The organism is Enterobacter sp. PL_is514, from assembly GCF_055816715.1.
Genome location: NZ_JBVPGN010000036.1, coordinates 410,536 through 424,800, shown reverse-complemented (window position 1 = coordinate 424,800; position 14,265 = coordinate 410,536). Strand labels below are relative to the sequence as shown.

The 14,265-nt window shown below is 57.3% G+C and carries 11 protein-coding genes; 1 reads left to right on the top strand and 10 read right to left on the bottom strand.

Annotated elements, in window-relative coordinates:
- Positions 1-136: 136 nt before the first annotated feature.
- From mukB to cmoM, 4 genes are read right to left on the bottom strand one after another with little or no spacing between them, the layout of a single operon-like run.
- Positions 137-4,588: a chromosome partition protein MukB gene (gene mukB / locus AC0TNG_RS22295; protein ID WP_473713111.1), complete on the bottom strand. Its 4,452-nt coding sequence runs from the start codon at positions 4,586-4,588 to the stop codon at positions 137-139.
- The gene (gene mukE / locus AC0TNG_RS22290) at positions 4,588-5,292 is read right to left on the bottom strand and encodes a chromosome partition protein MukE (protein WP_008499954.1); all 705 of its coding nucleotides are present in this window, start codon (positions 5,290-5,292) and stop codon (positions 4,588-4,590) included. Before mukE ends, mukB begins: the two co-directional genes overlap by 1 nt.
- Positions 5,273-6,595: a chromosome partition protein MukF gene (gene mukF / locus AC0TNG_RS22285; RefSeq protein ID WP_208763692.1), complete on the bottom strand. Its 1,323-nt coding sequence runs from the start codon at positions 6,593-6,595 to the stop codon at positions 5,273-5,275. The genes mukE and mukF overlap by 20 nt, the downstream gene beginning before the upstream one ends.
- A gap of 3 nt (positions 6,596-6,598) precedes the next feature.
- Complete coding sequence (gene cmoM, locus AC0TNG_RS22280) at positions 6,599-7,378, bottom strand: tRNA uridine 5-oxyacetic acid(34) methyltransferase CmoM (protein WP_032649174.1); 780 nt, start codon at positions 7,376-7,378, stop codon at positions 6,599-6,601.
- A gap of 124 nt (positions 7,379-7,502) precedes the next feature.
- On the opposite strand from cmoM, the gene elyC reads away from it, so the two are divergent.
- Positions 7,503-8,282, top strand: a complete 780-nt coding sequence (gene elyC, locus AC0TNG_RS22275; protein WP_267216778.1) for an envelope biogenesis factor ElyC — start codon at positions 7,503-7,505, stop codon at positions 8,280-8,282.
- Here elyC and AC0TNG_RS22270 read toward each other — a convergent pair.
- The 6 genes from AC0TNG_RS22270 to msbA all read right to left on the bottom strand — a co-directional run bounded on the left by AC0TNG_RS22270 (position 8,259) and on the right by msbA (position 14,262).
- Complete coding sequence (locus AC0TNG_RS22270) at positions 8,259-9,152, bottom strand: YcbJ family phosphotransferase (RefSeq protein WP_023311002.1); 894 nt, start codon at positions 9,150-9,152, stop codon at positions 8,259-8,261. The two genes, elyC and AC0TNG_RS22270, sit on opposite strands and share 24 nt — an antisense overlap.
- 142 nt (positions 9,153-9,294) lie before the next feature.
- Entirely contained in the window at positions 9,295-10,041 is a 747-nt protein-coding gene (gene kdsB, locus AC0TNG_RS22265) for a 3-deoxy-manno-octulosonate cytidylyltransferase (protein ID WP_473713110.1), read from the bottom strand.
- Positions 10,038-10,220: a protein YcaR gene (gene ycaR / locus AC0TNG_RS22260; protein WP_006174474.1), complete on the bottom strand. Its 183-nt coding sequence runs from the start codon at positions 10,218-10,220 to the stop codon at positions 10,038-10,040. The genes kdsB and ycaR overlap by 4 nt, the downstream gene beginning before the upstream one ends.
- 45 nt (positions 10,221-10,265) lie before the next feature.
- Positions 10,266-11,495 (bottom strand): winged helix-turn-helix domain-containing protein, encoded by a 1,230-nt coding sequence (locus AC0TNG_RS22255; RefSeq protein WP_024907790.1) that lies wholly within the window; start codon positions 11,493-11,495, stop codon positions 10,266-10,268.
- A 44-nt stretch (positions 11,496-11,539) separates the two neighbouring features.
- Positions 11,540-12,517: a tetraacyldisaccharide 4'-kinase gene (gene lpxK, locus AC0TNG_RS22250; RefSeq protein ID WP_024907791.1), complete on the bottom strand. Its 978-nt coding sequence runs from the start codon at positions 12,515-12,517 to the stop codon at positions 11,540-11,542.
- Positions 12,514-14,262, bottom strand: a complete 1,749-nt coding sequence (gene msbA / locus AC0TNG_RS22245; RefSeq protein ID WP_024907792.1) for a lipid A ABC transporter ATP-binding protein/permease MsbA — start codon at positions 14,260-14,262, stop codon at positions 12,514-12,516. Before msbA ends, lpxK begins: the two co-directional genes overlap by 4 nt.
- Positions 14,263-14,265: the final 3 nt, after the last annotated feature.

Here is a 14,265-nt window from a genome sequence, read left to right as displayed (position 1 = left end):
TTTCTTTCATTATAGGTAGACGGCTAAGCTGTTGCCTTACCTTATGTAAAGAAGTTTAAAGATAACGCAGCCCTAAGCACAAGTTAAGTTTAAAAAAAAAGCGGCGCCAGGGCGCCGCTTTGGGTCAGAAGATACTTCAGGAAGCGTCGGCTGTGGTTTCCGGCAATGACTCTGGCGGCTGCGGCGCAAAGCCACGCAGCCCCACAACGTGAACGTGTTCGCTGTTCTGGAACACTTTACGCACCAGCTTGTAGGTAGTGCCTTTCTCGGGGCTGATGTTCTCCGGCGCCGCAATAATGAGCTGCATATCGAGACGTTCGCAAAGCTCGAACAGCGTGGCAATGGAGCGGGCATCAAGACGCGCTGCCTCATCCAGGAACAGCAGTCGGCATGGCGAGATGTCTTTGCCGCGCAGACGGCGCGCTTCATCTTCCCAGCTCTGGACAACCATCACCAGAATTGACATCCCGGTACCGATCGCTTCACCGGTTGAGAGCGCCCCGGATTCCGCACGCAGCCAGCCGTCTGAGCCACGGTTTACCTCAACCTCCATTTCCAGGTAGTTACGGTAATCCAGCAGCTCTTCACCGATGGTTTGCGGCGTACGCTGGCCCATATCAATCTGCGGGTTCAGGCGCTGATACAGCTTCGCCAGCGCTTCGGAGAAGGTCAGACGGTTGCTGTTGAACAGATCCTGATGCTGCTCGTGCTGCTCAGACAGCACTTCCAGCAGCGTCGCGTGGGCTTCACGCACGTTGACGTTGAGGCGCACGCTGTTCACCTGGCCAAACGACACGCTCTGCAGACCCTGGTTCAGCTGGCGGATACGGTTCTGCTCGCGCTGAATGGTTTTACGAATGATGTTCGCCACGCTGCGGGAGCTGATAGCCAGCTTCTGCTCGCGGGAGGTCAGCTCCTCCGTCAGGCGACCCAGCTCGATTTCCATCTGTTCGATAGCCTCGACCGGATCGTCAGTACGGATGATGTCCTGACGAATACGTTCGCGCAGGTGCTGGTAAACCGCCACGAAGAACTGGATTTTACGTTCCGGACGTTTTGGATCTTCCGACATACGCAGCACGTCGCGCAGGTGTTCGTTATCCGCCACCGCCAGACGCAGCGCACCCAACGCCTTATCCGACATGGAACGCAGTTCGTCGGCTGAGAGATATGCCAGTTCACGGCGGTGCAGACGACGCTCAACGTTATTGTCTTTCACCATGCGCATCACCGCGCACCAGCCCGCCTTCGCGGTCACAACCTGCTCACGCATCTCAAAGTAGTCGCGCTCGAGCTTGCGCAGGCGACGGGTCAGGTTATCCATTTCCGCTTCGCAGAAGGTCAGCGCTTTTTCCAGCTGATTACGACGCGCACGGTTATTGCTGAGCTGTGCATGCAGCTCGTCACGACGAATACGCGCGCGCTCTTCTGCCCCGCTGTCGGCACGTACGCCGATGTCCTGAAGCTCTTTCTGCAGATCGTTTAACAGCTCTTTCTTGGTGTCGAAGGAGCTTTTCAGCGAGGCCAGCACCTGGTTGTACTGGTTCAGTTGAGCGGAGTGGCTGCGCATTGCTTCACGGGCGCGAGTACGTTCCGCTTCCGCCTGCTCAAGGCGTTGACGCAGTTTTTCGTTCAGGTCGCTGTTACCGCTCAGCATTTCAGCCGAATCGGAGTAGCCGAAGTGGGCGCGACGCTGCACCACCTCCGTCAGGGCAAACGCCTGCTGACGCGCCTCGCGCTGCACCTGCTGTGACCAGGCATAATCTTCTTTTAACTGCTCGAACTGTTCCGGGTCGCTCTGCAGTACAGATACGACGGGCTCCAGCTTCGCCAGCTGATTGCCGTGCTGCTGAACGAAACGCGCGGCTTCCTGCGCTTCATCCAGGCGCTCCTGGATCTCGTCCACGCGATCGGCCAGCGTGTCATCCGCCAGCAGATTCAGGCGCGGCAGAATGCGGTTAAGGGCCGCGACGCCCTCTTTCGCCTGTTCAAACTGCACGCGACTCTGCTGGTTATCACTTTCATGACTGGCAATCGCCCGCTCCAGCTCGCCACGGCGGGTATTGAGCTTGCGAATTTCCGCTTCCGGGTCAGCTTCAAAGGCCACGGCCAGATGGCTGCCGATAAAGCGGCTGAACGCCTGGTGCAGACGCTGGGTTTTCTGCACGTCAAACGACAGGGTCGCGAAACGTTCAGACAGCGTTTCACGCTCGGCGTGCAGGCTTTCGATGCGGCTTTCGCGCGCGGCGCGGCCAAACAGCGGCAGCTCAGGGAAGCGGGAATAACGCCACTGACGGTCGGCGATTTTCACCACCACCGCTTTTTCCAGCTCGTCGACGCTGAAGACGCTGTCATCGAACGACTGCGGATCCCCTTCGATCAGATAGAGGTCTTCCGGGCAATCTTCCAGGCCGGCAAGCTGCTCAGAAATCAGCGACAGATCCGGGACCACAATCGCGTTACGGGATGGACCGTACAGCGCGGAGAAGTACGGCGCGTCGTCCAGACCGACATCATCGTAAATCTCGGACAGCAGCACGCCGCCAAAACGCTCCGCCAGGGCATTGAGGCGCGGGTCTTCCGCACCGCCCGGCTGGCTTAAGCGTTCAATTTCTTCGTCGACTTCACGCTTGCGCGTGCCGACTTCGTCACGCTCAACAATGGCTTCGCGCTCGCGCTCCAGCAGTTGCTGCAGGTATTCGGTCACTTCCTGACTGGATTCAAACTGCTCGCCGCACTGTTCGCTAAGCTGATTCAGGCTGCTTTGAGCCGCCAGCCAGACCGGCGCTCGTTGCAAGAGCGTCTTCGAACGGGACTGAATCTGCTCCAGCTCCTGACGCAGGGCCATACGCTGTTCGCTGGCGTTTGATACCGTATCGGACAGGGCCGCAATACGCGCTTCCAGCTCCTGATGCAGGGCCTCAAGCTCGTCGAAATCGTAATTTTTCCCCTGACGCTTGCAGAATTCCGCCAGAAGACGCTCGGCCTCCTGCTGCTCTCGCAGGCGCTGTTCCAGCTCGTTCAAACGCATGCGCAGCGGCTGAACCTGTTCGGCCAGATGGCGCTGGTTCACACCGTCGCGCAGCAGTTCACGGGCAACGTCCCAGGCTTCGTTACGCGCCAGCGGGCCGTTAATCGCGACGACCAGCTGATAAGCCTGCTCAAACTGGCTGTGCGCCGTTTGCGCGACGCTCATTTTCTGTTCGAGGGAGAGCAGCTTCTCGGTGGCTTCCTGTTCTTTGGCCTGGAAGGTATCCAGCCACTCGTCGGCGCTATCCGGCGTCAGGTCAGGCAGATGACACAGCTCTTTCGCACGCTGTAATGCCTGCAATGCCTGGGTGTACTGAATCGCTCGTGTCTGCTGCACGTCAAGTGCCTGCTGGTAATCGGCAAGCTGGCTTTTCAGCTCATCCACTTCCAGCTCGGCCGCTTCGGCGCGAGCTTCGTTCTCTTCCTGCATGTCGGCGGCTTCGGCCACCACTTCATTTTGTTCTTCGAGACGAATTTGCAGCTCGTCGAGATCCGCTTCATAGCGCTCGATTTTTTCCTGCTGACGCAGCGCGGTCTGCACCAGGTTCAGGTGATCGCTGGCGGCCTGGTAATCGGCTTCCAGGTCGCCTTCGGCACCGTTGTGCTCACCCAGCTCGCGCGCCATTTCGACGTGCTTGTACTGCTCGGCCACCAGCTGTTTACGGGAGGTAAACAGCTCGCGGCGATATTCTAATGCCTGATCGAGATGCACGCGTCGCTCGTTGGCGTGGCGCATGTAGTCCGCCGCCACGTAGTTGGTGGCTTCGCTGATCAGGTGTTTAAACAGGTCGCGGTCGGACTGGGTAACGCGAATCGCTTCCAGCGTCATGCGGTTTTCACGCAGCGCCGCTTCCATATCCTGGAAAGCCTTACGTACGCCGCTGTTTTCCGGCAGCAGGTAGTCGCGCAGGGAGCGGGTGATGGCGCTGGAGATACCGCCATAAAGGGACGCTTCGATCAGGCGATAGTATTTGCTACGGTCTGATGCCGAGCGCAGACGACGCGCCACCACGCCCAGATCGAACATCAGCGCATGGTAGTCGGTAATCGAGTTGAACTGTTTGAACTGTACGCCTTCGATCGCTTCGAGCTTATCTTTCAGCTCCTGCAGCGTCAGCACACGCGCCTGACGTTCGTTCAGGGTTTCCGTCAGCAGCGCCGTTGGCTGCACGGACGTTGGCAGCCCCTGGATCGCAAACGGTTTGATATCCACTTTACGGTCGCGACCGGCAACCTGCTGCAGGCGTACGCCCACCACCACACGCTGATGACGGGAGTTAATGACGTCCAGAACCGAATAACAGACGCCGGCCTTCAGCTTCCCGTGCAAACCTTTATCACGGGAACCGCTTGTGGCCCCCGCTTCGGTGGTGTTACGGAAGTGAAGCAGCGTCAGGTCAGGGATCAGCGCCGTGACAAAGGCCGCCATGGTGGTGGATTTACCCGCTCCGTTACCGCCGGAGAGCGTCGTGACCAGCTCATCCAGATCGAACGTTCGGGCAAAGAAGCCGTTCCAGTTAATCAGCGTCAGTGAGCGAAATTTACCGCGTTCAATCATTACTCTTCCTCCCCGCTATCCGGCAGATTCTCTTCATGCTCATCATTGAGCTGCAAATGGTTCTCCACCGGCATCGCTTCACCGTCGCGGATCATGCGAAGCTGCGCTTCACGCGCGTCATCACCCGCACGCACGTCGGCGCCAAAGCGGAAGACAGATTCCGTGATGCGGAATTTGCTGCTGTCGTGGCCCATAAACCAGACCATCCCCAGACGACGCAGACGGTTCAGGGAAGAGCGAACCTTTTCCTGTAATTTCTGACGGTCAAGATCCGACCCCGTGGAGCGGTTGTTCACCAGCTTGAGCAGTTTGCTCTCATCTGCCAGCGTCAACAGCTCGTCGTAAAGTTCCTGCTGGGTGAAGATCCCTTCATTCGCCAGACGTTCCGGGCTGAGATAGAGGTAGCAAAGAATTTTGCCGACCATCATATCCAGCTCCGAGAGCACGGAACGCGGAATCAGCGTCGTGGAGCGTGGACGCAGGTAGAAAAACCCTTCCGGCGCGCGAATAAGCTCCACGTTGTAGCGTGCGTAAAACTCTTCCAGGTACTCCTGGAAGTCCATCAAAAAGGCGTGATTATCCAGCTCGTCTAAGCCAATGTGACGACCGGCACGCAGCTGGCTGTCCAGCGCCGGAAATAACGGATTCGCCAGCGCCTGTGCCAGCTTAACCGGCATCACTTGTTCAATATTTGTCAATGACATGCGCCTGTACCTTGGCTCCGTAATCGTTAATTGGCTGCCACTTCGGCGGCAGTCCGGTGAAATCTGCTTGTGCGACGCCCAGGCGCACCGCCTGGTCTACCACAATGCGGGCAACGTCGAAGTGGCGCGCGCGCGGATATTGCGCCAGATAGTCGCGCACCACGAGCCCAAGATCCAGCGGCACTTGTCTGGTTTTGTAGACAGCGAGCTGTTCTTCGATCATCGCCGCAAGCTGCTCGCGAATTTCGTTAAATTCTTCGTATTCCAGATCCGGTGGCAGTTCACCGGTCACCTCTTCATCGCGCAGCGCCATCTCTTCGTCGCGCATATCCAGCAGACGATCGGCATTGGCGTAGGTCAGCGCCCACGGTGCATCGAAATAGGTCTGCACCGACTGACGCAGACGCTGGGCAAAGACGCGGTTTTTATCCATATCAATCGCGGTACGGATAAATTTATGCACGTGTCGGTCGTAGCCGATCCACAGGTCGATCGACTGCTGGCCCCAGCTGATAATGCGGTCGAGTTTGCTCTGCAGATCGAATACCAGACGGTCGATAAAATGCAGATCGTCATGCGCCAGCGTTGCGTCCTGGATGCGCAGCAGGTTAGCCTGCAGCTTGTCCCCTGCGGCTTCCAGCGTATCCTGGAGTTCGCGCAGCGTGCCGGAGGTTTCTGACAGCAGAAGTTCACAGCTGGAGATAGCCGCTCGCCAGTCTTTATTCAGCAACTGCGCGATATCGTCTTTCACCTGCTGCTGCTGTTCGTCCATAAGGCGCTGGGTGAGATCGATACTGTCGAAGATTTCCGCCACCGAATATTTCAGCGGCGCGTAGACGTTACGGTGCCAGTGGAATTCGTCACCGTCTTCATCCGCCGCGTCGGCGGCGCGCTTAAGCTCACCCGCCACGATCGAGAGCTGCATGGAAAGACGCAGCGTGGAAAATTCACGCTGGCGAATATAGTAATCGGTGATGCCGATGCCCAGCGGCGTCAGGCGATAGATGGCGTTTCCTTCCGCCTGCTCGCTGGTAAAGCGGTTCAGCAGACGTTGACGCACCATATCGTTGATCGCGTTGTTGGCACGCACGCTAATGGTTTCGCTGGTTTGCTCAAACGCATCACTGACGTGGCGGAACGCATCCACCAGTTCACCCTCGCTCATTTCACCATCCAGCCGCTCGCCGTTCAGCGTGGCGACCGCCAGCAGGAAAGAGAGTCTGTCTACCGGCAGCGAGATGGAGAAATCGTTTTTCCTGGCCCAGGCAACCAGTTCGGGGACTGTCTGGGAAAATTCACTCATAGGTTATCCTTGCATCTGCGGCTTGTGCGCGGTGACGTGAATATAGCGGCCAAGGCTGACAAAAGGCTCCTGACGGCAATACCGCGTTTCCAATTCTGTTAAGGTGTCAAAACAGTCACGCTGTTTGTGTTTTTCACGCAGATAATCATGAAACACCCTGACGCCCGTCTTCCCGACAATCTGCCAGCCAATCGCTTCCAGCCAGCCATAAACCTGCTGTGGATCGCGCGGATAGTCCGGGGAAAGCGTGCGCTTTTTCTTTTTGGGCATCCCGACCTGAACATAGTCGAAGTTTCCCGCAACCATGTTGTGCATCAGGAAGCCGTTAGCATTGTAGAACATCAGCGACAGCGTGCCGCCCGGGCGCAACATCGACCACAGGGTTTGTAACACGCTTTGCGGATCGGCAACCCACTCCAGCACCGCATGAAACAATATCAGATCAACCTGGGTTTCCAAATGCTGCGCGATGTCCTGAGCGGCGCATTGTATAAAATGCATGTTGTCGCTCACACCTTTCTCTTCTGCCGCACGCGTCGCGCGGGCGACCATTTCCGCAGAAAGATCGCAAAGCGTGACGTGATGGCCGCGCTCGGCCATTTTTATCGCCGTCTGCCCTTCACCGCCACCGGCGTCCAGCACGCGCAACGTTTGACCGCCAAAGGTAGCCAGAATGGTGTCCAGATCCTGCCAGAGGATCGTCTGACGGAGCTGCCCTTTCGTGGTGCCATAAATGTTGCGCGAAAACTTTTCCGCGATGTCATCAAAATTGCGATCCCGCATTGGGAGAGTTCCACTCGCTAACTGCAAAACCGCTATTTTGTCACACCCGCGCGGAGAATGAACCTCTCTGGTGTAATATCACCGTTATTCACCTGCTATATGGTCAAAAAAGGAACCAAAAAGGATGCTTTTTACCCTTAAGAAATACATTGGAGGGATGATGCTTCCCCTTCCGCTGCTGCTCATCATCATCGCGCTGGGGCTGGCGCTGGTGTGGTTCAGTCGCTTTCAGAAGAGTGGCAAAACGCTTATCACGCTCGGCTGGTTTATCCTGCTGCTGTTGAGCCTGCAACCGGTCGCGGATGGTTTGTTACGCCCCATCGAAAACAAGTACCCGACATGGCAGGGAAATCAGAGAGTGGCGTACATCGTGGTACTGGGAGGCGGATATACCTGGGATCCTGACTGGGCCCCCAGTTCAAACCTGATCAACAACAGCCTGCCACGGCTAAACGAAGGCATTCGCCTGTGGCTGGCGAATCCGGGATCAAAAATGATCTTCACCGGCGCGGCGGCCAAAACGAACCCGGTGAGTACAGCTGAAGCGGGCGCCAGAGTCGCGGAATCGCTCGGCGTACCGCGTTCCTCCATCATCACCCTGGACAGCCCAAAAGATACCGAAGAAGAGGCTGCCGCAGTGAAGCAGGCGATTGGCGATGTCCCGTTCTTGCTGGTGACCTCCGCCTCGCACCTGCCACGCGCGATGATTTTCTTTGAGAAGCAAGGCCTGCACCCGCTTCCCGCACCGGCAAACCAGATGTCTATCGACGCGCCGCTCAACCCGTGGGAACGGGCGATACCGTCCCCGGCGTGGCTAATGCATAGCGATCGCGTCGGTTATGAAACGCTCGGACGCCTCTGGCAGTGGCTGAAAGGATCGTCAGGCGAGCCAGGGCAGGAGTGATTTTGTTGCCAGATCGAAGTTTGCGCGATTAAAACGTCCGGTATTGACCAGCTGCGCAACTTCGTCCCAGAGCAGATAAAGCCAGCGCCGCCAGAGAAACGCTTCTGCAACGGGCGCGCGTTGAAGGTAATGCCACAGTAAACCTTCCGCCGCCCCGCTGTCGCTGAGCCTGAAAAGCTCGTATTCGCGCGGAGCCCAGAGCATGATCCCCGGCCCCAGCATCGCCAGAAGCTGATCGCTGCGGGAGTCTTTGAGCATGCTGCGCAGGGTGAAATTACCGTGGATTAGCACGCAGTTGTCATTAAAACCGTCGAACAGCGCCGGTAAACACTCGCGGGTGCGAAACAGAATTCGCTTATCCTGCATGGTTAAACCGGTATTGTTGAACTGGTTAAGCGTCCCCCACAGAACCTCAACCCGCTGGCGATACCACAGCGGCCACAGGTTTTCCTGAGTGCTGTCGACCGGACCGACAAGTCCGCGGCTATCCTGACGGTGCCAGGCCAGCAGCGCCTCAACAATCTGGTCTTTTAACTGCTCCCAGCGCTCCGGCGTGCGCGCGGGCGCTTCAACGGGCACGCCGCGCAAGCGCTCAATCAGCAGCACGTCCGGGCCGGGATGTTCCTCATGGGTCATCACGCCGTACACCGTCGGCATACGGACGGTTCCCTCCCGCGCCAGCATCGACATTTTCCAGGCAAGCTGCCTGGCCACACCCGGTGAGGTGAAACTTCTGGCCATCAGAGGCATTGGGTTGCCCTGACTGTCATACAACGACCAAAGCGCGGTATCGGCCTTTTCACTCACGCATTCGACACGGCTTAATTTCTCACCCAGCAGATGGCTAAGTTCGGCACGCAGCTGTTCCATATGAGATTACCCCCATTAAGACTACTGCTTTTATAATGAGCGTCCTGAAGGAAGATGTCACCCGGAAGAGATCAATTAGGGAAAAGAAAGGGAAATTAACGGGGAGAGGAACATCCCCCCGTCAGGAGGGATGCAGGCGGTATTAGCGCAACTCAGCGCGAACGCGCTCAAGATCTTCCGGCGTGTCAACGCCCGTACCAGGCACTTCGCTGGCAACGGCAACGTGAATTTTTTCGCCATACCAGAGCACGCGAAGCTGCTCCAGCATTTCGATATGCTCCAGCGGACTCGGCGCCCAGGTCACATATCGACGAATAAAACCGGCCCGATAGCCGTAGATCCCAATATGACGCAGGAAGGTATCGCCGATGGTCTCTTTAGAGAGCGCAAAGCGATCGCGGTCCCACGGGATCGTGGCGCGGGAGAAATAGAGCGCATAGCCTTCGGCATCCATGACCACCTTCACCGCATTCGGATTGAATGCCTCTTCAGCGTGGTGAATGGGCACCGCGAGCGTCGCCATACCGACCTGGCGCTGCGCCAGGTTTTCTGCCACCTGACGGATAATCACCGCCGGGATCATCGGCTCGTCACCCTGCACGTTAACGATGACCGTATCATCACTAAAACCGCATTTCTCAACCACTTCCGCCAGACGCTCGGTGCCGGACTGGTGATCGGCGCGGGTCATGCATACCTCACCGCCTGCCGCCTCAACCGCACGGGCGACGTCGGGATGATCGGTTGCAACAATCACGCGGTCGGCACCGGATTCCCATGCACGCTCAAGGACATGCACAATCATTGGCTTGCCGTTGATATCCACCAGCGGTTTACCCGGCAGACGCGTAGACGCGTAGCGCGCAGGAATAATGACAACAAAACTCATGGTTTGCTCTCTTCTGCCACCAGGGAACGCGCTTCATTTTCCAGCAGTACCGGAATGCCGTCACGCAGCGGGAAAGCCAGGCTGTCCAGCTTGCAAATCAGCTCCTGTTTGTCCTGGCTGTAGTAGAGTTTGCCGTTGCATACCGGGCAGGCAATAATTTCAAGTAAACGGTGATCCATAGTTCCTCCGTATGGGTAATCGCTAAAGCTTAACACATTCCCTTTTCAGGGCGTGCCTGTTTCCCAGCCACTTCGACAGGATGTAAACAGTCCGTCGGGTACCCGGCCCAGCGTCACGTCGTCGGCACCCTGCCAGCGCGCGAATTCGCTAATGGCGGACGTTAACCCTTTTTCCAGGCTCGCCGTCACCCTGACGCCCTCTTGCAGATAAAGCGCAATGATTTCAAGCGTGCCGGTCTTGCGGTGCATTTTGGCGTCCATGCGCCCGACCAGCTGTCCCTTATGCAGCAGCGGTAAAACAAAGTAACCATACTGGCGCTTTGGGGCCGGGGTATAACATTCCAGCCGGTAGCTGAAATCAAAGAGCTGCTCGGCGCGTTTTCTGTCCCAGACAACCGGGTCGAAAGGCGACAATACCGCGCTGTGGGTTGCCTGAAGTTTCCCCTCCAGAGCCTGAGGCAATAACGGGAGGAGATCCGCATGCAGCCACATTTCGCCCAGCGTTTCCACGGTAACGGGAATGACGCGCTGTTCGCGTTGCCACATGTCCAGCAGCGGTTTTAGCGCGGGCTGACGCAGGCGATAATAATCTGCCAGCCACTGCGCGCGAAAAATCCCCAGGCTACGGGCGCTGTTCTCCAGCATAACGGCCTCGGCCGCCTCCTGGGTAAGCAGGTCGCGCTCGTCGTCCCAGTGCGGCATCACGCGATGCGTCAGGTCGTAGACGCGCTGAAAATTACGCCGTTCAATCACCATGACTTTGCCAGAGGTAAACAGCCCTTCGAGATGACGTTTGTGCGGCTTCCACTCCCACCAGCCGCTTGTACCCTTGCGCGGGTGTTCAAAATCGGCGGAGCGTACGGGACCGTTTTCCTGAATATGCGCGATAAGCTGCTCAATTTCGGCCGCATGTTCCAGCATCCACGCCTGTCGGTATTTCCAGCCCATCTTTTCAGGGGCAAGCATACGGTGGCGAACCAGGGCAAAATCGCTGCGGGGCAGAAAGCAGGCTTCGTGCGCCCAGTACTCCATTAATTCCCCCTTGCTGAGCGCCTCATCCAGCCACTGAGAAGGATAACTCCCCAGGCGGCTAAACAGGACAAGGTAAGGGCTGCGGGCCACAATGTTAATGGTGTCGATTTGAAGTAGCGACATGCGCTGAACGGTCGAGAGAATATCGGCAGGCTGCGCGCGGCGGCGGGGCTTTTTGAGCAGCCCCTGCGCGGCAAGGTGTAAATGACGTGCAGCTGAAAGCGAGAGTTGCGGTAAAGACATGCGTTTTCCTGTCAGTCAAAGCGCCACCAGAACCGCGTAAGCCTTTACTGCACCAACGCAATCAGTTCCTTGAGCAATTGTTCCGGCTGCTCGCCGCTGAGTTCAGCGTCAACCGGCAGATACCACCAGTTATCTTTCGCAAAGGTACGGCATTTCACCGCATCTTTTTCGGTCATGATCAGCGCCTGTCCGGGTACGGTCAGGGCGTCTACCTGCCCTTCCACCAGCGCCTGATGGTCGGCCAGCGGAACGCGTTTTTCCAGCCGGGCACCACACTGTTCCAGCGTCGCGAAGAAGCGTGGCGGATGGCCAATCCCCGCCATCGCCACCAGTGAAGGCAGCTCCGCAACCGACCGACGTTCCCCCGTCACCAGGTTGATCGCCAGACCCGGCTGAAGGTACATCGGGATTTCACCCGTTTTCGCCTCCCCCCCGTTCACGATCACCGCATCAACGGACTTAAGACGCGAAGCGCGTTCGCGCATGGGCCCTGCAGGTAACCACCAGCCGTTACCAAAACGGCGAACGCCGTCGATGACCACAATCTCTTTATCACGCGCCAGGGCGTAATGCTGCAGGCCATCGTCAGTGATAATGATTTGCACCGCGTGTTCGGCAAGCAGTGCCTGAACGGCGTCGCTGCGCACCGGGGAGACCGCAACCGGTGCGCCGGTACGCTGGAAAATCAATACCGGTTCATCACCCGCTTCGGCGGTCGTGGTTTCCGCCGTCAGCAGCAGCGGATAACGCGCCGCTTTACCACCATATCCGCGCGATACCACCCCCGGGCGGATGCCGCGTTTTTGCAATTGCTCCACCAGCCAGATCACCACCGGCGTTTTACCGTTGCCACCCGCCGTAAGATTACCGACAACCACAACCGGAACCGGCGCGCGCCAGGCACGCTTCAGCCCCAGACGGTAAAGCAGACGGATTGTGCCGCTCACCAGGCCGTATAGCCAGGAGAGCGGCAAAAGCAGCAGCCACAGCGGGGATTCACCGGACCAGATGCGTGCAATCATTCGCCAAACTGCATCTTATGAAGCTGGGCGTAAACGCCGCGGTGTTCCAGCAAATCAGCATGGCTTCCGCGTTCAACAATGATGCCGTCCTCAACCACGACGATTTCGTCAGCCTGCTCGATAGTCGACAGGCGGTGCGCAATCACCAGCGAGGTACGGTTCTTTTGCAGTTCATCCAGTGCCGACTGAATAGCGCGTTCAGATTCCGTATCCAGCGCCGAAGTCGCTTCGTCCAGAATCAGAATCGGGCTGTCACGCAGCAGCGCACGCGCAATGGCGATACGCTGACGCTGACCACCGGAGAGCAGTACCCCATTCTCACCGATTATCGTATCCAGACCGTTATCCATCTTGTTGATAAAGTCCATTGCGTAGGCCATCCGCGCGGCGTTCTCAATCTGCTCGCGGCTGTACTCATCCGTGCGCGCATAGGCAATGTTGTTAGCCACGGTATCGTTGAACAGGTGCACGTTCTGGGAAACCAGCGCCACCTGATTACGCAGCGACTGCAGGGTATATTCCCGCAGGTCATGACCGTCTAACAGGATCTCACCTTCGTTAATATCGTAGAAACGGGTGATCAGGCTGGCAATGGTCGATTTACCCGAGCCGGAACGCCCCACCAGCGCCACAGTTTTACCCGCCGGAATGGACAGATTGATATTACGCAGCGCCGGCGTTTCACGACCAGGGTAGGCGAAGGTAACGTTGCGGAATTCGACATCGCCACGGGCGCGCTCAATTTCGCGTGTACCTTCGTCTTTTTCCTGCTCGGAATCCAGAATGCTGAACAACGTCTGGCAGGCGGCCATCCCGCGCTGGAACTGGGCGTTGACGTTCGTCAGTGATTTCAGCGGACGCATCAGGGCAATCATAGAGGAGAAGACCACTGTGATGGTACCCGCCGTCAGCGTCTCCATGACGCTCGGGAAGCTTGCTGCATACAGGACGAATGCCAGTGCCAGGGAGGCAATCAGCTGAATAATCGGATCTGAGATGGAAGAGGCCGAGACCATTTTCATCCCCTGCAGACGCATTTTATTGCTGACTTTGTCAAAGCGGTGGGTTTCGACTTCCTGACCGCCAAAAATCAGGACTTCTTTGTGTCCTTTCAGCATCTGTTCCGCGCTGGTCGTTACCTGTCCCATCGTATTCTGCATATTCTTACTGATATTGCGGAAGCGCTTTGAAACGACACGGATGGCAATAGAAACCACCGGCGCCAGCACGATAAGGATGATTGACAGCTGCCAGCTGTAATAGAACATCATTGCGAACAGGCCAATGATCGACGCGCCCTCACGCACGACGGTGATCAGTGCGCTTGATGACGAGGAGGCAACCTGCTCTGAGTCGTAGGTAATACGGGACAGCAGCGTCCCGGTAGACTGCTTATCAAAGAATGAGACCGGCATCCCCATCATGTGACTGAACAGGCGACGGCGCATGGTCATCACCACTTTCCCGGATACCCAGGAAATACAGTAGCTGGAGATATAGCTGGTGATGCCGCGCAAGATCATCAGTCCGATAACCACCAGAGGCATCCATAGCAACACTGAGCGATCCGTTTTACCAAAACCGTCGTCCAGTAACGGTTTGAGAAGCGATAGCATAAAAGTATCGCTGGCTGCGTTGAGGATTAACGCTACTCCCGCCACGATCAGGCCTGTTTTAAAGGGCGCAATCATCGGCCAGAGTCGGCGGAAGGTTTGCCACGTGGAGAGATCTTTGTCGTTATGCATTCA

Excerpts from the sequence above, each read along its gene's own strand:
- mukB (WP_473713111.1), bottom strand. The coding sequence starts at position 4,588 with ATGATTGAACGCGGTAAATTTCGCTCACTGACGCTGATTAACTGGAAC.
- mukE (WP_008499954.1), bottom strand. The coding sequence starts at position 5,292 with ATGTCATTGACAAATATTGAACAAGTGATGCCGGTTAAGCTGGCACAG.
- mukF (WP_208763692.1), bottom strand. The coding sequence starts at position 6,595 with ATGAGTGAATTTTCCCAGACAGTCCCCGAACTGGTTGCCTGGGCCAGG.
- cmoM (WP_032649174.1), bottom strand. The coding sequence starts at position 7,378 with ATGCGGGATCGCAATTTTGATGACATCGCGGAAAAGTTTTCGCGCAAC.
- elyC (WP_267216778.1), top strand. The coding sequence starts at position 7,503 with ATGCTTTTTACCCTTAAGAAATACATTGGAGGGATGATGCTTCCCCTT.
- AC0TNG_RS22270 (WP_023311002.1), bottom strand. The coding sequence starts at position 9,152 with ATGGAACAGCTGCGTGCCGAACTTAGCCATCTGCTGGGTGAGAAATTA.
- kdsB (WP_473713110.1), bottom strand. The coding sequence starts at position 10,041 with ATGAGTTTTGTTGTCATTATTCCTGCGCGCTACGCGTCTACGCGTCTG.
- ycaR (WP_006174474.1), bottom strand. The coding sequence starts at position 10,220 with ATGGATCACCGTTTACTTGAAATTATTGCCTGCCCGGTATGCAACGGC.
- AC0TNG_RS22255 (WP_024907790.1), bottom strand. The coding sequence starts at position 11,495 with ATGTCTTTACCGCAACTCTCGCTTTCAGCTGCACGTCATTTACACCTT.
- lpxK (WP_024907791.1), bottom strand. The coding sequence starts at position 12,517 with ATGATTGCACGCATCTGGTCCGGTGAATCCCCGCTGTGGCTGCTGCTT.
- msbA (WP_024907792.1), bottom strand. The coding sequence starts at position 14,262 with ATGCATAACGACAAAGATCTCTCCACGTGGCAAACCTTCCGCCGACTC.